We start from the raw sequence: 21449 nt of genomic DNA on the forward strand, positions 1-21449 counted from the left end.
TTGGTTTCCCCGTCGCACTTCGCCAAAAGTGCGGGCTTGCTCTCAAATCCTCCAATGAGAACAGATGACATCGTAATGCGTTTATATCGAAGTTGTCTACAAAGTTTTTTGTATTGCATACAATCGTGGCGTAGATTACAGATAAATATAGATATATAGGTGGGCTCCGGCCCGCCCGTACTGCCGGTTTCCATCACTTTGGGAGGAGTGACATGCGCCCTTCAGGTTTCAACTATCACCGGGCTGAGGATCTTCAGCACGCCTATCAGCTTCTGGCCGAGTTTGGTGAAGACGGCAGACCACTATCGGGCGGACAGAGTCTGGTTCCCATGATGAATTTGCGTTTGGCGCGTCCCAATAATCTTGTTGATATCAACCGTTTGCCGCTCAATCAGTTCGAACTGAAAGCGGATACCTTGTCTATCGGTGCATTGGTGCGTCATCAGGAATATTTCGAAAATCCGCATATCGCAGCTTATTTTCCGGCCTTTCAGGAGGCGGTACATTGGATTGCCCATCCCACAATTAGACTGCATGGCTCATTGGGGGGAAGTATTTCCCACGCCGACCCGACCGCTGAACTTCCTGCCATGTGCATCCTTTATGACGCAGAAATCATTTTGGGTTCGCTACAGGGTGAACGCCGCGTCAAGGCGCGCGATTTTTTCCTTGGTGCTTACATGACGGCTGTCGAACCAGGGGAAATGGTCATAGCTGTGGACTTTCCGCTACCCAAGGATCAGCCCGTAGGGGCTTTCAGCGAATTAGGGGAGCGCCTTGGAGATTTTGCCATCGCATCGATCGGTGTCGCGCTGACGCATAAAGGTGGCACTATCACAACCGCAGCGATTGTGTGCGGTGGTGCAGAAATGGTTCCGTCCCGCGGCCCCGAGATTGAAAACGCCCTAATTGGAAAACGACTGGATGAGGTGGATTTTGCGGCTTTGGCCGCCCAATTTTCAGCTGGGTTCAATCCGGCAGGGGATTTTACCGCAACGACGGCTTATCGCAAAAGCCTGATCCTTGAACTGACCAAGCGTACATTGCAGCGTGCTTGCAGCAAAGCATTGGAAGCGGAATGACACAATTAGCAAAAACCCCAATAACACTAACCGTCAACGGTAATACGCGCACGGTTTGCGTTGAACCGCGCCATCTTCTGGCAGATGTTTTGCGCCATGAATTCAATTTGTCGGGCGTGCATATCGGATGCGCCCACGGTGCTTGTGGATGCTGCACAGTGCATCTCGACGGTGTGCCGCGCCTTTCCTGTTTGACCTTTGCCGTTCAATGCGATGGCCGTGATATAAAAACCGTGGAAAGCCTTGGCGGCATCGATGCAACGCATATTTTGCAACAGGCATTCAAAAGCGAACATGGTTTGCAATGTGGTTATTGCACACCGGGTTTTTTAATGACGCTCGCCCCTTATGTCAGCAGCCAGATTGAGCGGGGCGAGATCCCCGATGACGCCGATATCCGAGAAGCCATGAGCGGCAATATCTGCCGATGCACAGGATATCACGGAATTGTTGCTGCGGTAAAAAAAGCAATATCATCGCAATTGAAGCAAGGGGCTGAGACATGAGACCTGAAAGCCCCCGACACATCGGCGCTCGCATTCAACGCTTTGAAGATACAAGGTTATTATCGGGTACGGCTCGTTATATCGATGACATAAAAATGCCGGACATGCTGCATTTGCGCTTTGCACGCGCGCAATCTGCCCATGCCAAAATTCTGGAGATTGACCAATTCGCACTGGAAGACATCGGCTTTAAAACCTGGGTTTTCACCGGTGAGGATACGCGTCATTTGGCGATGAAAGCGCATCAGGATTATCCTGAAATGCAATATTCCGAACAGCCATTGTTGGCTGTTGGCAAAGTGCGTTATGTCGGGGAGCCTGTCGCAGCAGTTCTGGCAGAAGATCCTTATAATGCTGAAGATGCAGCCGAACAGCTCTTTATTGATTATGAACCGTTGCCGGTTGTTGCCTCGATGAAAGATGCGCTTGATTCATCCATCCCGCCGATTTTTGACAACTGGACGAAGAATACCTTTGTCGAAAGGCAGATGAAAGGCGGCGATCTGGAAGCAGCGCGTGCTGCCGCGCATTATACGATCCGGCGGCGATATATAAACAAAAGGCAGGCCGGTGTTCCGATGGAGGGACGCGGTGTCGTGGCTTATATGGACCCGGCAACACGGTTTCTAACCGTTTGGTCCTCCACGCAGATGCCGCATCTCGTGCGCACATATATTTCAGAAGAGCTTGGTTTGCCGGAATCGCGCATCCGCGTGGTCGCTCCTGATGTCGGAGGCGGCTTCGGGGTCAAGGGGCAGGTTTTTCCGGATGAAGTGCTTATTGCCTGGATAGCTATGCAGGTCGGTCGCCCGGTTAAATGGATTGAAGATCGCCGCGAGCATCTGGTTTCCAGCATTCATGCACGTGATCACGATCATACATTGGAAGCTTACGTTTCCAAGGATGGCCGTTTGCTCGGACTACAGGCAGATATCAGTGTGGATGTCGGTGCCTATTCGACATTTCCTTTCACTGCTGCGGGTGATCCGGGCATGGCAGCGAAAGTTATGCCGGGTCCCTATGATTTTCAGGCCTATGAAGCAACATTCCGCGCGCTTGCCAGCAATAAATGTCCGCTTGGCACTTATCGAGGCGTCGCACGTCCCTCTGCAGTTTTCTCGCAGGAACGTCTGATGAATGATATTGCCAAAGAAATAGGGATGGATCCGTTCGAGTTCCGCCTGAAAAATATCATTCGCGAGTTTCCCTATAAGAACGTGCTCGGTTTCACCTATGATCCCGGTTCTTATGAAGAATCGATTGTGCGCATACGCGAACTCCTGAAAGATGATATTGTCGCAGCCGAACAGTCAAAAAGCTCTAAAACGACCCGTATAGGCGTCGGAATCGCTTGCTTTATCGAGCAAACAGCCCATGGAACGCCCGATTTTGCCCGTCGTCGTACACCGATTGAAACCGGTTATATCGGCGCTCATGTGCAAATGGCACCGGACGGCACGGTGACGATCAATCTTGGTCTGCAAAGTCATGGACAGGGGTTGGAAACAACCATGGCGCAGGTTGCCGCCGATGCGTTGGGCGTGCGACCGCAAGACGTTTTCGTCAAACATGGCGATACGATGGGAACCCCCTACTCGGTTGGTACATGGGGCAGTCGTGGTGGTCCTTTGGGCGGCGGTGCCGTTCATATGGCATCGTTGCAAATTGCAAAAAAACTCAAAGCCATTGCCGCGCATTTTCTGCAGGCAAGCAGCGATGATATTGAATTGCGCGATAATGTCGCTTTTTTGCGCAGTGATCCCGGACGCAATGTTGCGTTAAAATCGGTAGCACGCGCGGCGTTACGCAATGTCGATCAATTACCGGCTGGCGTGTTGCCGGGGCTGGAAGCAGAATATGCGCTCGATGGACCGACAGACGGCACTTATGCCAACGCAACCCATGCAGCCGTCGTTGAAATTGACGTCCCCACCGGCAAGATGAAGCTGAAACGTTTTATCGTTGTGGAAGATTGCGGGACAATTCTCAATCCGCTTGTGGTAGACGGTCAGGTCCGCGGTGGTGTGGTGCAGGGCATTGGTTCGGCCATGTTTGAGCATTTCGTCTATGATGAAGAGGCGCAGCCCTTAACCACAAGCTTTGCCGATTACCTGATGCCGATTGCGCCGGAAATACCAAATATTGAGGTGCATCACATTGAAACACCGACGCCACTAACGCCGCTTGGCGCCAAAGGCCTTGGCGAAGGCGGAGCAATCGGTCCTCCCGCCGCAATCGCCAATGCAGTGGCCAATGCGCTTGATGTAGGTGTGCCATCGGTGCCACTCAATGCAAATGAGATCTGGGAATTATCCGCACATTTACGCTAAAGCATGTCTCCCCAAAATGGGAACCGGTTTTGGGATAAAGACATGCGAAAAACTTAAAGCGTGTTTTCTGATTATGATAAAATAAAACCCCGACGTAACGTCGGGGTTTTATTTTTAAGGCTTTATTGCCAGCAAGACATCGTGGGATTCAAGTGTCAAATTCAGTCCACTAGCTTGCCAGCAATTGCTGATAAAGTACCTCATCAGTGGCACCTTCCGTACCAACCAGCAGTACACGCGATGCCTTGTTAAGGCCAAGTTCTTTGACAACGGCCGGATTAGCGGCTGCGGTCAAAAGTCCGGCCAGGCCTGATGCTCCCGATTCACCGATTTCGAGTGCGGTATCGCTACCCAGTGGATGCGCCAATTGTTTCAGTGCCGTTACAGCCGTATCTTCGCCCACCGTCAGAAAATAATCGGCCGCTTTTTCCAGCACTTCCCACGCCGATAGCGACGGCTCATAGCATTCAAGCATTGCCATGATGGTTTCTTCGCCCGGTTCCATCGCTATAGCGCGTCCAGCCTGTGCACTGCGCTGAAGACAATTGGCTCGTTCCGGTTCCACGACGACCAGCTTGGGGCGTTTATCGCCCATTTTATCCAGATAAAATCCGGCAACCACGGCTGCCAGTCCTCCCACACCCGCTTGAATGAAAATATGAGAATAATCCTGTCTGGATTGCTCCCAGATTTCATTGAGCATAAGCGTATAACCCTGCATGACCAATCCGGGAATTTCTATATAACCGGCGCGGGAAAAATCCGAGATGACCATCCAGCCGTTTTCTTCAGCCATTTTGAAGGATTGGGCGACTGAATCGTCATAATTCCCTTTGGTCCGGATAATTTCGGCACCAAAGCGGGCAATGGCGTCTTCACGACCCTGTGTCACATTTTCATGCAGGAAAATGACACAGCGGCAGCCATATTTTTCTGCGCCCGAGGCGACCGAACGACCATGATTGCCATCAGTCGCACAACAAATCGTCAGCTGTGAGGCCACAGCTTTGCACTCATCGCTTGTCAGTTCCGAAGGCTTCACTTCACGTCCGAGCTTTTCCTCCACATAGCGATGCACAACGCGCGCGACAGCATAAGCGCCACCCAACGCTTTGAAACTGGAGAGACCGTAACGTCCGCTTTCGTCCTTGATCATGATCGTGTCGAGACCGAGGCTCTGGGCCAGATTTTTTAATTCGACCAGAGGTGTCGTCTGATAATCGGGAAAGGCGCTCAGGAAAGACTGGACCTCCTCGACGCCTGCGACACCCGCAATCAGCGATTGCGCATGATCCAGTTTTTTACCCGATTGGACTGATTTATTTTGCACCAGGCCAGTGTCTGTCATTTTGCTCACTCCCACATGAATAGATATGAAACGGCTATTGACTTCAGCAGACGCCGAACGCACCGCTGAGATGCGTGTTGCAGTTGATGAAGGAAGGGGCCGTCGGAAACCTGAAAGCGTCAGTCCGCGTTATTACGAGCACTGCCTTCGAGCGCGACCACTACATCGGCCGCACCTTCTGCAATCAACGCCACATGCTCGCGCATCATCTTGTCAGCCAGTTCTCCGTCACCGGATTCGATTGCCTGTAGCAAACGGCCATGATCATCGCAGCTATCGCGCATTCGTCTCGGGTGGGTCACATAACGACGGTAAGGATTGAGGCGTTTTCCTAGCTTTAAGGCTTCCTCATAGAGATACTGGTTTTGTGCACAGCGCAAAATAACATCATGGAATGCATTATTGGCTTGAATAAAACCGGTCTGATCATCCTGATCAGCCTTGTTGCAACAAATGTCATTTTCAATGCGCAGAGCTTCAATGTCAGCTCTGGTCATGCGACGCGCGCACAAACGGGCAGCCAGTCCTTCCAGTTCTGCAAGCACCTGAAACATTTCCACAACCTTGCGCGTTGTGAGTTCAATCACGGTCGCGCCCTGATTGCGTTTGATATCGACCAAACCGCTGGAAGCGAGATGGCGCAGCGCCTCACGTATAGGCGTACGTGAAACTTCAAACCTTTTGGCCAGCGCTTGTTCATCAAGCCTGGTGCCCGGATGCAGACGACCGCTCAAAATGTCGTCTTCCAGTATCTGGACTAAATTGGCTGGTGAAGAGGTCTGATCCAAAGTTGCATTCATTCTTTTGCCATCTGCGCTTGTCGATTTTCGTCACAGGAAATCAAGGCCAACATAAGAGCCCGTTTCGAGCTGAATTGATCAAAACGGCGCATCTTGACGCTTTTTCTTCAAGCATAATCCTGTCGATCCTCACTTCACTCCGGTCGGATCATGCTGTCATTTCCAACAAAAATATCGTTACTGTTTTACCGTGATGACAATGCTTACGCATTCTTCATCTTGCTCGTTGATTGTGTAATGTGGGTCAAATGGTTCAAACAGAACTGCCTGCCCTTTGGTTAAAGTAAAGCGCTCCTTGCCTGTATCAAAGGTTAGAGCACCTGACGCAATATAAAAAACTTGCGACACATCATCATGATGATGCAATTCTCCCCCGCCTCCTTTAGGGGCTTTAGATACTTGTATACAGAAATTTGAACCTTCAAAAGGTACAATGTCCAATACATTCAGCCCACCAAAATGATTAGGGGGCGTAATGCCAAGTTTGTTGCCGTCTTTCCAGATTTTCATTTATTCCTCCAGTTTATCAGTCAAATCGTAATCGGCAAGGTTAAGACCAAGCTGCATCCTTTGAAGAAATCGCAGCTCAGTCTTGAATTGAGATTACGAAATATATTCCATGTACGGGCTGATGACGCTGCGCACCGGCACCTGAATGATAGCCGGCTTGCCACTCGCAATCGCTTGTTTCACAGCCTCGTCAATCTCGTCACGCGTTCGCGCCTGATAGCCTTTACCGCCCAAAGCCTCTGCGAGCTTCGCCCAGTCGCGCCGCGGCAAAACCATCTCGTATGTTTCGCCGTATGACATCTGCTGAGGAAGAGCGATTGCCGCCCATAACTCGTCGTCGAGGACAACGATGATAAATGCACGACCATAGCGCTCGGCGGTATCCAGCTCCGTGACATGGAACCCAACGCCACCGTCACCTACAAACACAATCGATGGCGCATCCGGGTCAGCAAAATTAGCACCAGCACCATATGGAACTTCTGCGCCCAATGTGCCCGATTGCCCGGCACGCAGATAACGACCCGGCGCCTTGATTTTCAAACGGGCGTCTGCCCAGAAATCCACGTTGCCGTGCGATGTCGTGTAGATCGTATTTTCGGGTGCCGCTGCAGTAACGGCATCGATGGCGTTGATCGGATGCAGCCCATGTTCATCATCTTCACCGGCCTGCGCCTTGAACTCATCATTCCACTTGGCAATCAAAGCGTCGCGCCAACCCGCATCGAATGTACCTTTTGGTGCTTCTGCCAAAGCATAAATGAAATGAAACGCAGAGGCATTAATCGCCAGATCTGCACGTCGATTGCGGTGCAGAATGGCCTGATCACCGGCGATCTGAATAACTTTGGTATTTTGCCCAAGGCCTGAGCCGAATTCGAGGTCGAATTCGAAATGATGGCCGACAAGAACGACGCAATCTGATGCCGCTAGCGCCTGACGCAGCGCACTGTTGCATGGCGTATAGGCCGGGCCTGCCCAAAGTGGATGATTCTCATCAACCGCCCCACGTGCCAGCCGCATCGTGAAAAAGGGCAGTTGATGCTTTTCAATGGCTTCAAGCAAGCGATCGCTCGGATTAAAAAATACATCATCACCCAGAATAAGAACGGGGCGTTTGGCTTCAGAAAATAGTGTTTCAAAAGCAGCGATATCACCGGCGCAATTTCCCGGGCGCCCTGGCATGACCGGCGGTTGCGTGGCTATTGTGGCTGGATCGGCATCAATCATCTGATGCAAGATATCAGTCGGAACTTCCAGGAATACCGGTCCGGGGCGACCCGCCCAGATATGGCGCCACGCCATGTCAAGATATTCTGGCAGGCGTTTGGCCTCGGTGCAGCGCGCCGCCCATTTTGTAACAGCCTGCATTGCCGGCAGTACATTATAGGTCATTCCGGCACCTTTATCAGCACTCGTCGTCGCAGACTGTGCACCGATAACGAGCAAGGGCGTGCCGCCAAGATGAGAAACCATGGCTGGTGTTACGGCATTGGTCACACCGGGACCAAGCGTTACCATTGCGACGCCGACCGTACCGTTCACACGAGCGTTGGCTTCAGCCATATAGCACGCTGCTGCCTCATGACGCGCATGCACCAACTGAACACCGATTTGGGCACAAGCCCGATAAACCGGATTGATCGGCCCGCCTGACACGGAGAAAATATTCTTAACACCTGCTCCGTGAAGCCATTTGACGATAGCGCCACCGCCATCAAGCTGTTTTTGCTTGGTCAGCATATATACTCTCCCTTAATATGCGCGTGATTTTCCGCCATCGAGTGCAATTGCAGTACCGGTAATGAAGCCGCCGTGTCGCGAGGACAGGAATGCGACCATCGCACCGAAATCATCCGGATCACCAAATTTTCCCGTAGGCACTTCTTCCAGCCATAATTTTTCCGCCTCAGCGCGGCTGAGCTGGTCACGTTCCATGCTGGATGTGACGAGATATTCCATCCGATCAGTCGCAAATGGTCCCGGGCACAGGCAATTGACCGTTATGCCCTCATGCGCGAATTCAATCGACAAGGATTTGGCCATCCCCACCACCGCAAGACGAATAGAATCCGATAGCACCATATTCGGCTGAACAATTTTGACCCCGACAGTGGTGACAAAAATAATGCGGCCAAACTTGTTTTTGCGCATGTGCGGTAAAACTTCGTGGCATAAATCTACCATCGGAAGCAGACTTTCATTCAGCGCATCTTCCCAGCCTTCTCGCTTCACGCCAAGAAACGGAGCTGACTCCGGACCGCCCGTATTGGCGACAAAAACGTCAATGCCACCAAGAGCATCAACAGCCGTCTGAACGCCGCTATGCAGTGTATCGCGTTTGGAAAGATCGATTTCAACGGCAACAACTTTTGCTGCTCCAACCGCTTTGAGTTCTTCGACAAAACCTTCCATAGCCGCCAGATTGCGCCCTGCAACAGCAAGAGCCGCGCCTTCACGTGCGAGAGCAAAAGCCGCTGCACGCCCAAGACCACGCGATGCCGCCGTAATCAAAGCTCTCTTGCCCTGAATTTCCAGGTCCATTCTCCACCTCCCAGACTGTCCTAATGAGACACATACACATTTACGGTTTTAATGTCGACAATATTTTATAAGTTGTATACATTATGATTTATCGTGTATCAAAATCACTGATAAATTGAGCTTTGGGAGGTAGAGTTGCGCAATATTCCGTTATTCATAGGTGGCAAACACATTCAGGAAGGTTCCGACGGCATTGGAGAAAGCCGTGACCCTTCGACCGGAAAAGTCATCGGCAATTTCACGCGCGCTGGAGAAAAAGAGGTCAATGCGGCCGTTGAAGCTGCGCGTTTTGCTTTTGATAAGGGCCCGTGGACAAGTATGCGTCCGTTTGAGCGCGGGCGGATTTTGCACAAAATCGGCACTTTGATGCTGGAGCGCCGTGATGAGATTGCCAGGCTGGAAAGTCAGGATAGCGGCAAGCCCTTGCGCGATGCCTACTGGGAAGTGGATTGCTCGGCGCGTTTCTTTGAATATTACGCAGGCGTGGCCGACAAGCAGCACGGCTCTTCAATTCCGTTAGGTCCCGATTGGTCAGACTGGACAGTTAAAGAAGCAATCGGCGTTTCATTACATATCATTCCGTGGAACTATCCCTTCCAGCTGATTGCTCGCGGTGTGGCACCGGCATTGACCGCAGGGTGCTCGGTAATCATCAAGCCTGCAACTGAAACGCCTTTATCGGCTTATGAATTCGTCAAGATTTGCCAGGAAGCAGGTTTACCGGATGGGCAGGTCAACCTCATCAATGGCCGAGGCTCCCTGATTGGCGATGCACTGGCAAGCCATCGTGGCATCGACCAGATCACCTTCACCGGCTCAATTCCAACCGGCACGCGCGTGTTGAAAGCAGCCGCTTCGCACGCCATTCCGTGTAATATGGAGCTTGGCGGAAAGTCGCCGCAAATTCTTTTCGGCGATGCTGATCTTGATAAGTCTATTCCTATGATCGCTGGCGGCTTTCTGACCCACGCCGGACAGGTTTGCAATGCGGGCACGCGGTTGCTGGTTGAGCGCTCAGCGCATGATCGCGTCGTTGAAAGGCTGCATGCGCATATTCAGTCCATGACCATTGGTAGTGCTGTGGAAGACCCTGATATGGGGCCTGTTATAAGCCAGTCGCATCGTGATTCAATCCAGGCCTATTATGATGTTGCTAACAAGGATGGAGAAGTTTTGTGGGGCGCAGATCTGCCGCAGGCACCTGAATTGTCAGATGGTGCATTCGTGCGCCCTGCACTTGTCGTCGGCGCCAGCAATATGACCCGTATCGCGCGAGAAGAAATTTTCGGTCCTATTTTGACGATTATTCCTTTCGATACTGAACAAGAAGCGATCCAGATCGCCAATGATTCCGATTTCGGACTAGTTGCAGGTGTTCACACAACGAATATCAATCGGGCTTTGGGGGTCGGGCAGCATCTGCGGGCCGGTCAGATCTGGGTTAATGCTTTTGGCGTAGGACTGGATGTGGAACTCCCGTTTGGCGGCTACAAACTTTCCGGTTTTGGTCGGGAAAAGGGCTTGGAAGCTTTGGGCGCTTATCAGCAAATCAAAAACATCTGCGTCCACCACCCGATCACCTGAACAAAACTTTGCTTGTAAAAAGCTGATACTAAAAAGCCTCGGTCATTTGACCGAGGCTTTTTATCCGGATTACGCAGCCAGGACGCGATAACGTACCAACCGCCTTTTTTATAGAATGACGGCTCCCCCGACAAAGCCCAGCTTGTCAAAACCGCTTTTTGCCGGGAGAGGATTGCTGTTGGAGGATATCAGGAAAACCACCGAAAACTCAGACTAATAGCCTTTGGCGAAGCTGATCTGATGTTTCGGCATCTCGCCGCGATTAATACGACGAATATTTTCAACCACATCGAGCGCCGCCGTTTCGGGCACTGTAATGCTGGCTAGGTGCGGTGTGATAAGGACATTATCCATCTCCCAGAAAGGATGATTTTCGGGTAAAGGTTCGACGCAAAAAGCATCAAGCGTTGCCCCTGCAATATGATCGCTTTCCAAAGCCTCAAGCAGCGCATCTTCATCAACAACCGCCCCACGCGACGCATTGATGAAATAGCAGCCGGAAGGCAGCTTTTTGAAAAACTCACGGTCCAGAAGACCGCTTGTTTCAGGTGTCAAAGGCAACATATTCACGCAGATGTCCAAATCTTCGACAAACTGTGAAAAAGCTTCTTTTTGAAAGATTTTGACACCTTCGATATTCTTTGGATAGGCATCCCAGCCGCGCACGTCGAAACTCAGGCTTGCCAGCGCATCAGCCACTGAACTGCCCAACTGGCCAAGGCCAATCACACCCACTTTAATACGATGCAGAGGCCGTGGATGAATATACGTCCAGGTCTTAGCACGTTTGGCCGCTTCAAAGCTCGGGATATCACGCGCATAGCGCAAGACTGCAAAGAGCACGTAGCTCTTCATCAATTGGACCATTCCCTTATCAGATAGACGGGCAATGGGGACTTGGGGCAAGTCAGTTCTTTGCAAAAGTGCGTCCACCCCTGCCCCCAGATTGATAACCAGCGCCAGATTTTCGAATTCATTGAAAAACCCGTCATAGGGCTTCCAGGCCAGTATATATTTGACTTCGGTTGGATCTCCCACATCTGGATAGACCCTGAAATCCAGCTCAGGCAATTCAGCTTTAATCACCTCCTGCCATTCATCGGGACTATCGAATTCACTATAGAACAGCAAAGCACCAATATTCTGCTCGTTTTGCGGCACACTATCGGCCTTTAATTCAGTATTTGCCATCAGAACTCACCTTTAAAGCAAGTTTTATCGCGACGTCGCTCACAGATGAGAACGTTGATAAACTCGTTTCGAATGATTTGATTTTCGGTTTAGCGCCCTGCCTTGGACCGACGCTGCGTCAAGACCTGTTAAACCTTTGTCACTCCGGCACCGGAAATTGCATGAGCGAACCATAGCCGGGCTTGCATCCGTCTTTGGTCACCAGACCGACACTGTGCCAGAAAGACGCCTGAATAGCCGAAATAACAGGTTTTCCCAAAGCGGTTTCAAGCGCCTTGATAGCACCGACACTGCGAAAATTGGTGCAACTGATAAATATGGCTGTCGCATCTGCATGATCGACTGATCGAACCAGACGATAAACCTCTTCCAACGGGACTTCCGCCAAAGCCTGATCCGTATCGATACGTAAGTTTTTATGCGACACGACCTGATGGCCGTTTTCCTCAAGAAACCGGATTGCTCTGCTATGGACCTCATCCACGTAAGGCGTCGCCAATGCAACAGGTCCCGCATTTACAGCCTTCAAGGCTGCAAGTGTTGCAGTCGATGCCGTCGTTATTTTCACACCCGGTGCCCAGATTTTCATTTTGGCGATGAGCCCATGATCATAGGCCGTACCATGCAAAAAGGATGCACTTGTGCCACCAAAACACAAAACATCTATTGGCGCTGAGGCCAGCAAGCGTGCAGCCTGCTCAAGCTCCGGCGCATTCATCATCGCCTCAATGCCTTCCACGGTTACTTTTGGTAGTTTAATGCGCGTCGTATGTGTTGAAACACCATCTGCTGCCATCGCGGCCATTTCTGCATCCATCACGATGCTCGAAGCCATATAGATCAAACCTATTCGCGCCTTATAGCCGTCTCCATCTGGCATAAAGTCGTCTGTCACCGGTTCTTTCAGATTCATATCCATAAAATTCACTCCCATTGACCTTTCAACCACAAGAAGGGTTTCAGCTCTTGAGCGCGCTCCGAAAAGTGTGAAGCAGTTTTCGGATCAGATGCGCATTAAATCGAAGAGATAGAGTGCGGGTCTGATTCAATCAGATCAAAACACGCTCTAGTGTATAATTTGTGCGAGAAAGTGCTTCAAACGCGCACTTTCGGGCGCAGCAAAAAACTGCTCTGTTGGAGCTTGCTCGACAATTTCACCATGTTCCATGAACACACAACGATCAGCCACGTTACGGGCGAAGCCCAGTTCATGTGTCACACAGACCATGGTGATACCGGTTTCGGCCAGTTGTTCCATGATTTTCAAAACCGATCCGACCGATTCCGGATCAAGTGCTGAAGTCGGCTCATCGAACAGTAAGATCGGCGGTTTTAGACATAGCGCTCGGGCAATCGCCACACGCTGTTGCTGCCCCCCTGAAAGAGCAGCGGGATATTTATCGGCCTGCGCGCTTATATTGACCTCTGTCAGCTTATCCATCGCCAATTCGTTGGCTTCTTGCCTGGTCATTTTTTGCGCCAGACGCAAAGCGAAGGTGCAATTCTGTAAAACAGTTAAATGCGGAAACAGATTAAAACTCTGAAAAACCATGCCCAATTGCGCACGCACAGCCTGTACCGATTTAGGATCGTGTGTGAGTTCTATCCCGTTCACACAAATTGTCCCGGAATTATGCTTTTCAAGATAATTAACAGTCCGGATAAGCGTCGATTTTCCCGATCCGGAAGGGCCGCACAGCACAACGGTGCCACCGGATTCGATACTCAACGTGATGTTTTTGAGGGCATGAAACGCGCCATAATATTTGTTCACATCATGCATGTTGATCGCAACTCGATGGGAGGTTGGCTCATGCGTCATGTCGGCCGCAAAATCATCACGATTACTCGATCGTTGCATGCTGAACTCCCTGGATTGAATATGTTGCACAACGACCCCCTGCACTATGAATAGCTGTTAGCGATAAGATGACGATTCAGAATTCGATCGGCTGTACTGAACATGAATCTCACCCCGTTGATCAGACACCAATAAATTGCGGCAGCTGTTAATAAAGGCGTAAATGGATCATATGTATAATCAAATATAGAGTTTGCTGCGGCGGTAAGGTCAACAATAGTGATTGCACTTAAAGCTGCCGTACTTTTAATCATGATCATGATTTCATTTTGATAAGCGCGCAAACCATAGCGAATGGCCACGGGCAGCCGAAGACGAAAGAATGTCTGACGTTCCGTTAGACCTAAAACAGCCGATGCCTCAATCATGCCTTTTGGAATAACTGCCAAACCACCGCGAACAATTTCCGTCATGTAGGCCGAATGGGTCAACGTCAGCCCTATCAAGGCACACAGATAGGCTTGCGAAAAAATCACCCACAGCCATGTGTCGCGAATGATCGAAAACTGTGGTAAGCCACTATAAATCATATACAAAACCACAAGGCTTGGCACTCCACGAAAGAAATTCACGTAGGCTGCGACAAAGCCTGAACCCCTGCGGTTTTCCACGCGGATCACCGCCAGATAAACTGCAATCACAGCACCGAAGATCAGAACGGGAATTAAAACCGAAAGGGTGCGCGCGGTAGCTGTCAGCAATAAAGGCAAACTGTTCCAGGCGAGAACGGGATCAAAATACATTATTTCATTCCTTCCCGTATACTGCGACACCACGATCAGACCATTGCTGCATGTGCTTCGAGACATAGTAAGTAAGACTTGTCATCAGCAGGAAGAACAGCGAGGCGATGAGATAAAAAATGAACGGCTCCTTGGTCACACCCGATGCAATCTTGGCATAGGCCATGATTTCCTTAAGACCGATCAGCGAAATAAGTGCCGTATCTTTGAGAACAACAATCCACATATTGGTCAAGGCTGGCAGGGCAATACGAATTACTTGTGGGACGATGATAATCGGCACAAAGAAACGTCGTTTCACCTGCAATACGGTTGCCGCCTCAAACTGTCCTTTCGGTACATTGCGGATGGCAGAACGCAAGAGATCGGCGATATAGGCCCCATAAACCATGCCCAAAGCCAGAATAGCGGCAAGGAAGGGTGTCAGGTCGATGCGTTTTTCGGACCCGAAAAGGCCTGTTATGCCCGCAATAATGTCGGAGCCGGCATAATAGAAGAAAAAAGCCACCAGAAGTGAAGGAACGCCGGTAAAAATCGAAGCATAGACCAGCCAGAAAGCGCCGAAAACCGTCTTTTTCTTCAACGTTAGCACAGAAGCAATTGTACCAATCGTCATCGCCATAATGAAAGCACAAACCGCCACCTGCAGCGAGACCATCGCCCCCATCAGCATTTGCTGGCTGAATCCTAAAACCTGCATGATGCAATCCTTTTCATGCCCTCGTCCGAATTAAGGCGCATCCCGAAAAGTGCGAAACGATTTTCGGAAAAGATACGCATTAAAACAAATGCTTAGATCGCCGATCTGGTTCAAGCGGATCAAAACCGGCTCTCACGACTGCGGCGCGCCAGAGACGAGAAAAACTTTACGTCCCTGGCCGAAGCCGCCGCGTTCTATCGGCAGGCAGCTTCTTCTGGAAGCAATTCAACGGGCATGAATTTTTTGCGGATTTCTGTGAAAGTACAGTCCTTGATGATCTCATCGAGCGTCGCATTGACACGGTCAAGCAGCTCCTGACTGTCTTTACGCGCCAACCAGCTGGAGCCCTTCTCGCCCCCGCCTGTCCAAAGGTCGCCGCCAGCGAATTTCCAGTCTTTACCTTCCGGCTTACTTAAAAATTCATTGGTCCAACTGATTTTGGGTCCCAGGCTCAAATCCAGCCGCCCGCTGGTCAGATCGAGGCGAATCTGGTCAGGATTGTCGAAATAAACGATCTCGACAGCGTTCCCAAACGTTTCCTGAACGTATTTTGCTTGCGCAGAACCGCGCTGCAAGCCGATTTTCAGCCCCTTCAGTCCTTCAGGCGTGAATTCATAATCTTTGGAAGAAGGAATGACGTAGCTATCAGGATTAAAAAGAATAGGACGACCGAATAAAACCTTGTCTACTCTTTCAGGCAGCGGTTTGGTTTGACTGGCCACCAGATCCAGCTTTTTCTGCAAAATCGCTGGTATGAGTGCTTTAAAGTCCATGACCACGAATTCGCATTCGACATTCATGCGCTTGCACATTTCACGAGCAAGCTCCGGCTCGACACCTGTCAACGTACCGCCTGAGTCAACCATGCTGAAAGGAGGATAAGCCCCCTCATTCCCCAAGATTAGCTTTTCTTGTGCGGATGCGGAATATGCTACGAAACTGAAGCTTAATGCGGCTATATAAGGCGTAAATTTCTTCAATGCGAATTCAGACATTTACATTCCTCCCTGAAGGACGAAAGATGAATCTTTCGAGAAAAAACAATAAAAACAGGATATTGTGCGGTATTTACATACGCCCATTAAAGTCTGCATTCCTGTTTTACGAGGATTTCATCGTGATCTGATTTTTGCATTCAGTTCCCACTAATTTAGATCACCTATCCACCATGGAACATAAATCTACATTTGTAAAATATTTTTAAACTTTCTTTTGAATAGCTTTTACCTATTCAATATTTCTCTTCCATCACAGAAAATTATAGGCTTCATTGAGAGTGCCTCGAATAATGATTTTTGGTGATTTGACCATGCTACTTTCCCTGCGAACGCTGCAGTATATCGTTACAGCTGCCGATGCGCTCAGTATCACTGAGGCTGCAAAGCATCTGAATGTTTCACAACCGTCGATATCGGCTGCCATTTCACAGGCTGAACAGAAGATTGGAATGGAGATATTTTTACGCCATCACGCGAGGGGAATTTCATTAACTGTTGCTGGGCGTAAATTCGTCAATGAAGCTCGCCAGTTGTTGAAACATGCGTATGATTTTAATTTAACGACTCAAAGCCTGTCGCAAGAACTGGCGGGCGAAATCACAGTGGGATGTTTCTTGACCCTGGCTACCCGCTTCATGCCCGGGCTTTTGGCAGATTTCAGCAAACGTTACCCTGGCATCTCGGTGCGAATGGAGGAAGGCAATCAGCAGGAGTTAACCGAGGGACTTTTTTCCGGTGAGATTGAAATTGCCATTGCTTATACATATGCCCTACCCGAAGAAATACACTCGACGCCCTTAACCAGTCTGCGGCCTTATATTGTCGTTTCTGAACATCACCCACTTGCCCATCGCGATAAAGTCAGCATCTACGAGTTTCAGCATGAACCCCTGATTTTACTGGACCTGCCATTGTCGCGCGATTACTTCTTGCGACTTTTTCATAGCTGTCAGATTGAACCAAAAATCATTTATCGATCCAGCTCCTACGAACTTATTCGCGGCCTTGTGGGGCATGGCCACGGCTATACCATTCACAATGCAATTCCCGGAACCAGTTATGCTTATGATGGCAGTCGTACTGTCGTTCTGGCGATTGAAGAAGCGCTGCCTACGGCAGATGTGACATGCCTGACGTTAAAGCGTCACAATACGCGTCCTGCGGTACAGATTTTTGCACGTTACGTGCAGGAGCAGTTCTCGCAAACCGGCATTTTCTCACCAAATAATCTATACTCATCCGCAAGGAAAATTTAGCTGCCTGTTGAAACATTCATGACAATGAATGAATCTTCTTAAAGCTGATAGAGCGGTGAGCTCAAAAGACGAGTCCCTTCTGTCATCAAGGTTCACTATGACGCCGTAACCAATCTTGATTATGACCGCCGACATGAAGCGCGCATAATCATACATTATTATATTTGGCCGAACATAGTTCCGTCGGCTTTAGGAGTACGGCCATGTCGTTAAAATCGTTTTTTGTCGCCATCACAATTGGCCTGTCGGGCTTGGCTGTCAGCGGCTGCGTTTCAGAATCTTCTTACGGCGGCGGTTATAACGATCCCTATTATGTGCGTGGCGGCTATATTGGCACAGGCGTCGTTTATGATGGTGGATCCTATGACAATTACAGGCGCTATCCACGCCAATATCGCGATCATCGTTATCGTGATTACCGATATCGCAACGACCGCTATAAGAATCGGCGTCCCAACTACCAGCGACCGGACCGTTCACGCCCACCTCACCAGGCAGAGCGTCCACGCCCACCGCAACAGGCAGAGCGCCCGCGGCCATCACGTCAGGCAGAGCGCCCACGACCGTCGCGCCATGCCGAACGTCCACCGCAGTCCCGTGAAATTCGCGGTCCGAGTGGCAACCAAAATCCAGGCGCCAATATCATCAGGAGAAATAGATAAACACGGCTTGCAGCCGCAACTATCTGGTTTTAGCAATCCTGACTGTTCAAAAGCCCAGAATCGATAGTGATTCTGGGCTTTTTTGTTTCAGTCTGATGTAAGCAATTTCAGATCAGGGTCAGCGCCCGCTCGATATCGGCAATAATATCGTCTGCATCCTCGATACCAATCGAAAGGCGAACCACATCAGGTCCTGCGCCGGCAGCCACTTTCTGCTCATCGGTCAACTGCCGATGTGTCGTCGACGCCGGGTGGATCACCAGCGAACGCGTGTCGCCGATATTTGCAAGAAGCGAGAACAGCTCGAGGCTATCGACAAATTTCACGCCGGCATCATACCCCCCTTTGAGGCCAAAGGTGAAAACCGAACCCGCTCCTTTCGGTGCGTATTTCTGTTGCAGCGCATGATATTTATCTTTCGGCAGCCCTGCATAATTCACCCATGACACTTTCTCCTGACCCTGCAACCAGCTTGCCACTTTGAGCGCATTATCACTGTGTCTTTGCATACGCAGCGCCAATGTTTCAACACCCGTAAGGATGAGGAAAGAGTTGAACGGAGAAATGGCCGGCCCCAGATCGCGCAATCCCAGAACACGCGCGGCAATCGCAAAAGAAATATTGCCGAACGTCTTATGCAGTTCCAACCCCGCGTAATCGGGACGCGGTTCGGTCAGAAGCGGATAATTGCCAGACTTGGCCCAGTCGAATGTGCCGCCATCGATCAAAATTCCGCCCATAGAATTGCCATGCCCACCGATGAACTTGGTCAATGAATGCACGACAATGTCGGCTCCATGTTCGATGGGACGCACCAGATAGGGTGAAGCCAGCGTATTATCGACGATTAACGGTAAGCCGTGTTTGTGGGCGATCTCGGCAATGGCTTCGATATCGATCACGATGCCGCCCGGATTGGCAAAGCTTTCAATGAAGATCGCGCGTGTGCGATCATCGATCTGGCGAGAAAAATCGGTTGGGTCGGTAGCGTCTGCCCAGCGTACATTCCAGTTGAAGGATTTGAACGATTGGCCAAACTGGTTGATTGAGCCGCCATAAAGCTGACGAGCTGCAACGAAATTATCACCCGGTTGCAGCAACGTATGAAAGGCAAGAAGCTGTGCGGAATGACCCGATGCTGTCGCTACCGCAGCCGTACCGCCTTCAAGGGCGGCAACGCGCTCTTCAAGCACTGCAGTCGTTGGATTGGTAATACGCGTATAGATGTTGCCAAATGCCTGAAGGCCGAACAGAGATGCCGCATGATCAGCATCCTCGAACACGAAAGACGTGGTCTGATAGATCGGTGTGGCGCGTGCGCCCGTTGTAGGGTCGGGCTTTGCGCCTGCGTGAACGGCAAGCGTTTCAATTCCGGGCGAGCGTTTCGACATTGTTTCCTCCTGATCGTAATATAATTTCTCTGCAGCGGACGTTAAGCGTCACAGCAGAGAAAGCAAAGGAGGAATTTGCCAATTTGACTCAGTCGTGGAATTTCGTTTCCACGCGCACCCCGTCATCCAATCAAACGCGGATATTCGATGGCGGGACAGCGATCCATGACAACTTTCAGACCGGCCTCGATGGCCTGTTTTTCCGCTTCTTCGTGAACGACACCAAGCTGCGTCCACAAGACCGAAGGCCGATTGCGCATCGCCAGCACTTCATTCACAATCCCCGGCAATGCAAAGGGCTGGCGGAAGACATCAACCATATCCACCTTCTCTTCAATATCACCAAGTCTGCTTACAACTGTCTCACCATGAATTGTCTTACCCGCCTGCCCCGGATTGACTGGGATCACATGATACCCTTTTGAAAGCAGGAATCGCATCACACCATTGCTTGGGCGTTCAGTCTTGGGGGACGCGCCCACAAGAGCGATGGTTTTGACTGTTTGGAGAATCCTCCGGATTTCGTCATCGGATGAATTCTGCATTCTATCCTCCCTGCCCTTCGCGCGAATTAAGAACCTTACACCTATATGGAAATGGCGGACGACAGACGAATATCAAGCGCAACATACCAAAGACGACATGGAGCCGGATATTCGCCCGGTGTAAACACGCGAAAAATTATATGGTATTATAATACCAATACTATAAGTCATTGTTTTTATTTCCTTTTTTTAAACCCCCTTCAAACAGATGACTTGACGGCGACATAAAACTTCTATATCGACCCGCCAATGAGTGCGATAAGAGGTTTCTCTTGTCCCTCTTTAGGGTTGGATTTCCAACACAAGCAACAAAAAAAGCCCCGATCGCAAGAAAAGGGATCAAGTCAAGGAAGACTTCAATGGCAACTTTTTCCCAGAAGCCGGCTGAAGTGGTGAAGAAATGGATCCTGATCGACGCTGAAGGCGTTGTTCTGGGCCGTCTGGCATCCATCGTCGCCAATCGCCTGCGTGGCAAGCACAAAGCAACTTTTACCCCACATGTTGACGACGGCGACAATGTCATCATCGTCAATGCCGAAAAGGTTGTTCTGACCGGCAAAAAATACACAGACAAAAAATACTACTGGCACACCGGTCATCCCGGCGGCATCAAGGAGCGCACCGCTCGCCAGATTCTCGAAGGCCGTTTCCCGGAACGTGTCATCGAGAAGGCTATTGAGCGCATGATCCCCCGTGGTCCGCTCGGCCGTCGCCAGATGAAGAACCTGCGCGTTTATGCAGGCACCGATCATCAGCATGAAGCTCAGCAGCCCGAAGTCTTCGACGTTGCAGCACTGAACCGCAAGAACAAAGGGAATGCATAATCATGGCTGAGCAGCTCAATTCGCTCGAAGAACTCGGCACGGTTGCAACCGCTTCCACTGAACAGGCCGCTCCCGTTCACGTCCAGAAGCTGGACGCACAGGGCCGCGCCTATGCCACTGGCAAGCGTAAAGATGCCGTTGCACGCGTATGGGTCAAGCCGGGTTCCGGCAAGATCACCGTCAACGACAAGGAATTCGAAAAGTATTTCGCGCGTCCCGTTCTGCAGATGATCCTGCAGCAGCCACTCGTGGCTTCCAACCGCGCCGGTCAGTTTGACATCATCGCTACCGTTGCCGGTGGTGGTCTTTCCGGTCAGGCTGGTGCTGTGCGTCACGGCATCTCCAAGGCCCTCACCTACTATGAGCCGGGCCTGCGCACGGTTCTCAAGAAGGGTGGCTTCCTGACCCGCGATAGCCGTGTCGTCGAACGTAAGAAGTACGGTAGGGCCAAGGCCCGTCGTTCGTTCCAGTTCTCCAAGCGCTAATATCTGTTATCGCTTCAAAATACAGAAAAGCGGACCGTCTGGTCCGCTTTTTTATTGCCTCTTATCAAGCAAGGGAAATTCGGATAAGT

Annotated in this window: 21 protein-coding genes; 8 read left to right on the forward strand and 13 right to left on the reverse strand. The window is 50.5% G+C overall.

The genetic code is table 11. From position 1 onward, the window contains the following. Positions 1 to 212: 212 nt before the first annotated feature. Genes AAIB41_RS04535 through AAIB41_RS04545 form a run of 3 tightly spaced genes read left to right on the forward strand, consistent with a single transcriptional unit; the run spans position 213 to position 3918 of the window. A complete protein-coding gene (locus AAIB41_RS04535) occupies positions 213 to 1082 on the forward strand; it encodes a xanthine dehydrogenase family protein subunit M (RefSeq protein WP_343314426.1) in 870 nt (289 codons plus the stop codon). After that, positions 1079 to 1588, forward strand: a complete 510-nt coding sequence (locus tag AAIB41_RS04540) for a (2Fe-2S)-binding protein (RefSeq protein ID WP_343314427.1) — start codon at positions 1079 to 1081, stop codon at positions 1586 to 1588. Before AAIB41_RS04535 ends, AAIB41_RS04540 begins: the two co-directional genes overlap by 4 nt. Continuing rightward, entirely contained in the window at positions 1585 to 3918 is a 2334-nt protein-coding gene (locus tag AAIB41_RS04545) for a xanthine dehydrogenase family protein molybdopterin-binding subunit (RefSeq protein ID WP_343314428.1), read from the forward strand. Before AAIB41_RS04540 ends, AAIB41_RS04545 begins: the two co-directional genes overlap by 4 nt. Before the next feature lie 169 nt (positions 3919 to 4087). Here the strand turns inward: AAIB41_RS04545 and AAIB41_RS04550 are convergent, their stop codons facing one another. The 5 genes from AAIB41_RS04550 to AAIB41_RS04570 all read right to left on the reverse strand — a co-directional run bounded on the left by AAIB41_RS04550 (position 4088) and on the right by AAIB41_RS04570 (position 9120). Continuing rightward, entirely contained in the window at positions 4088 to 5266 is a 1179-nt protein-coding gene (locus tag AAIB41_RS04550) for a diaminopropionate ammonia-lyase (protein WP_343314429.1), read from the reverse strand. 119 nt (positions 5267 to 5385) lie between these two features. After that, positions 5386 to 6066 (reverse strand): GntR family transcriptional regulator, encoded by a 681-nt coding sequence (locus AAIB41_RS04555; RefSeq protein WP_343314430.1) that lies wholly within the window; start codon positions 6064 to 6066, stop codon positions 5386 to 5388. A gap of 177 nt (positions 6067 to 6243) precedes the next feature. Next, complete coding sequence (locus AAIB41_RS04560) at positions 6244 to 6576, reverse strand: cupin domain-containing protein (protein WP_343314431.1); 333 nt, start codon at positions 6574 to 6576, stop codon at positions 6244 to 6246. Positions 6577 to 6669: 93 nt separating this feature from the next. Continuing rightward, the gene (locus AAIB41_RS04565) at positions 6670 to 8319 is read right to left on the reverse strand and encodes a thiamine pyrophosphate-binding protein (protein WP_343314432.1); all 1650 of its coding nucleotides are present in this window, start codon (positions 8317 to 8319) and stop codon (positions 6670 to 6672) included. Positions 8320 to 8331: 12 nt separating this feature from the next. Beyond that, positions 8332 to 9120 (reverse strand): SDR family oxidoreductase, encoded by a 789-nt coding sequence (locus tag AAIB41_RS04570; protein ID WP_343314433.1) that lies wholly within the window; start codon positions 9118 to 9120, stop codon positions 8332 to 8334. Positions 9121 to 9255: 135 nt separating this feature from the next. Between AAIB41_RS04570 and AAIB41_RS04575 the strand changes: the two genes are divergently transcribed. Beyond that, the gene (locus AAIB41_RS04575) at positions 9256 to 10704 is read left to right on the forward strand and encodes an aldehyde dehydrogenase family protein (protein ID WP_343314434.1); all 1449 of its coding nucleotides are present in this window, start codon (positions 9256 to 9258) and stop codon (positions 10702 to 10704) included. A 213-nt stretch (positions 10705 to 10917) separates the two neighbouring features. Here AAIB41_RS04575 and AAIB41_RS04580 read toward each other — a convergent pair whose 3' ends face one another. From AAIB41_RS04580 to AAIB41_RS04605, 6 genes are all read right to left on the reverse strand, one after another. Beyond that, the gene (locus tag AAIB41_RS04580) at positions 10918 to 11895 is read right to left on the reverse strand and encodes a glyoxylate/hydroxypyruvate reductase A (protein WP_343314435.1); all 978 of its coding nucleotides are present in this window, start codon (positions 11893 to 11895) and stop codon (positions 10918 to 10920) included. A 139-nt stretch (positions 11896 to 12034) separates the two neighbouring features. Beyond that, on the reverse strand, positions 12035 to 12814 hold the full coding sequence (locus AAIB41_RS04585) for an Asp/Glu racemase (protein ID WP_343314436.1): 780 nt from the start codon (positions 12812 to 12814) through the stop codon (positions 12035 to 12037). A 147-nt stretch (positions 12815 to 12961) separates the two neighbouring features. Continuing rightward, on the reverse strand, positions 12962 to 13717 hold the full coding sequence (locus AAIB41_RS04590) for an amino acid ABC transporter ATP-binding protein (protein WP_343314815.1): 756 nt from the start codon (positions 13715 to 13717) through the stop codon (positions 12962 to 12964). Positions 13718 to 13800: 83 nt separating this feature from the next. After that, a complete protein-coding gene (locus AAIB41_RS04595) occupies positions 13801 to 14499 on the reverse strand; it encodes an ABC transporter permease subunit (protein WP_343314437.1) in 699 nt (232 codons plus the stop codon). A 4-nt stretch (positions 14500 to 14503) separates the two neighbouring features. After that, positions 14504 to 15199 (reverse strand): ABC transporter permease subunit, encoded by a 696-nt coding sequence (locus AAIB41_RS04600; protein ID WP_343314438.1) that lies wholly within the window; start codon positions 15197 to 15199, stop codon positions 14504 to 14506. A gap of 194 nt (positions 15200 to 15393) precedes the next feature. Continuing rightward, positions 15394 to 16194 (reverse strand): transporter substrate-binding domain-containing protein, encoded by an 801-nt coding sequence (locus tag AAIB41_RS04605; RefSeq protein WP_343314439.1) that lies wholly within the window; start codon positions 16192 to 16194, stop codon positions 15394 to 15396. A 293-nt stretch (positions 16195 to 16487) separates the two neighbouring features. Here AAIB41_RS04605 and AAIB41_RS04610 point away from each other — a divergent pair, with 293 nt between their 5' ends. Both AAIB41_RS04610 and AAIB41_RS04615 read left to right on the forward strand, forming a co-directional pair. After that, positions 16488 to 17453 (forward strand): LysR substrate-binding domain-containing protein, encoded by a 966-nt coding sequence (locus AAIB41_RS04610; RefSeq protein WP_343314441.1) that lies wholly within the window; start codon positions 16488 to 16490, stop codon positions 17451 to 17453. Positions 17454 to 17656: 203 nt separating this feature from the next. After that, on the forward strand, positions 17657 to 18115 hold the full coding sequence (locus tag AAIB41_RS04615; RefSeq protein ID WP_343314442.1) for a hypothetical protein: 459 nt from the start codon (positions 17657 to 17659) through the stop codon (positions 18113 to 18115). 107 nt (positions 18116 to 18222) lie between these two features. Here the strand turns inward: AAIB41_RS04615 and AAIB41_RS04620 are convergent, their stop codons facing one another. Together AAIB41_RS04620 and AAIB41_RS04625 are read right to left on the reverse strand one after the other, a co-directional pair. Then, positions 18223 to 19506: an O-acetylhomoserine aminocarboxypropyltransferase gene (locus tag AAIB41_RS04620; RefSeq protein ID WP_343314444.1), complete on the reverse strand. Its 1284-nt coding sequence runs from the start codon at positions 19504 to 19506 to the stop codon at positions 18223 to 18225. A gap of 122 nt (positions 19507 to 19628) precedes the next feature. Continuing rightward, positions 19629 to 20051, reverse strand: coding sequence for a CoA-binding protein (locus AAIB41_RS04625; RefSeq protein ID WP_343314445.1), 423 nt, complete (start codon positions 20049 to 20051; stop codon positions 19629 to 19631). 359 nt (positions 20052 to 20410) lie between these two features. Here AAIB41_RS04625 and rplM point away from each other — a divergent pair, with 359 nt between their 5' ends. Together rplM and rpsI are read left to right on the forward strand one after the other, a co-directional pair. After that, positions 20411 to 20875, forward strand: coding sequence for a 50S ribosomal protein L13 (gene rplM, locus AAIB41_RS04630; RefSeq protein ID WP_343314446.1), 465 nt, complete (start codon positions 20411 to 20413; stop codon positions 20873 to 20875). Positions 20876 to 20877: 2 nt separating this feature from the next. After that, the gene (rpsI, locus tag AAIB41_RS04635) at positions 20878 to 21360 is read left to right on the forward strand and encodes a 30S ribosomal protein S9 (protein WP_343314448.1); all 483 of its coding nucleotides are present in this window, start codon (positions 20878 to 20880) and stop codon (positions 21358 to 21360) included. Positions 21361 to 21449 lie beyond the last annotated feature (89 nt).

The sequence above is a fragment of the Brucella sp. BE17 genome (genome assembly GCF_039545455.1).
GTDB lineage: Bacteria > Pseudomonadota > Alphaproteobacteria > Rhizobiales > Rhizobiaceae > Brucella.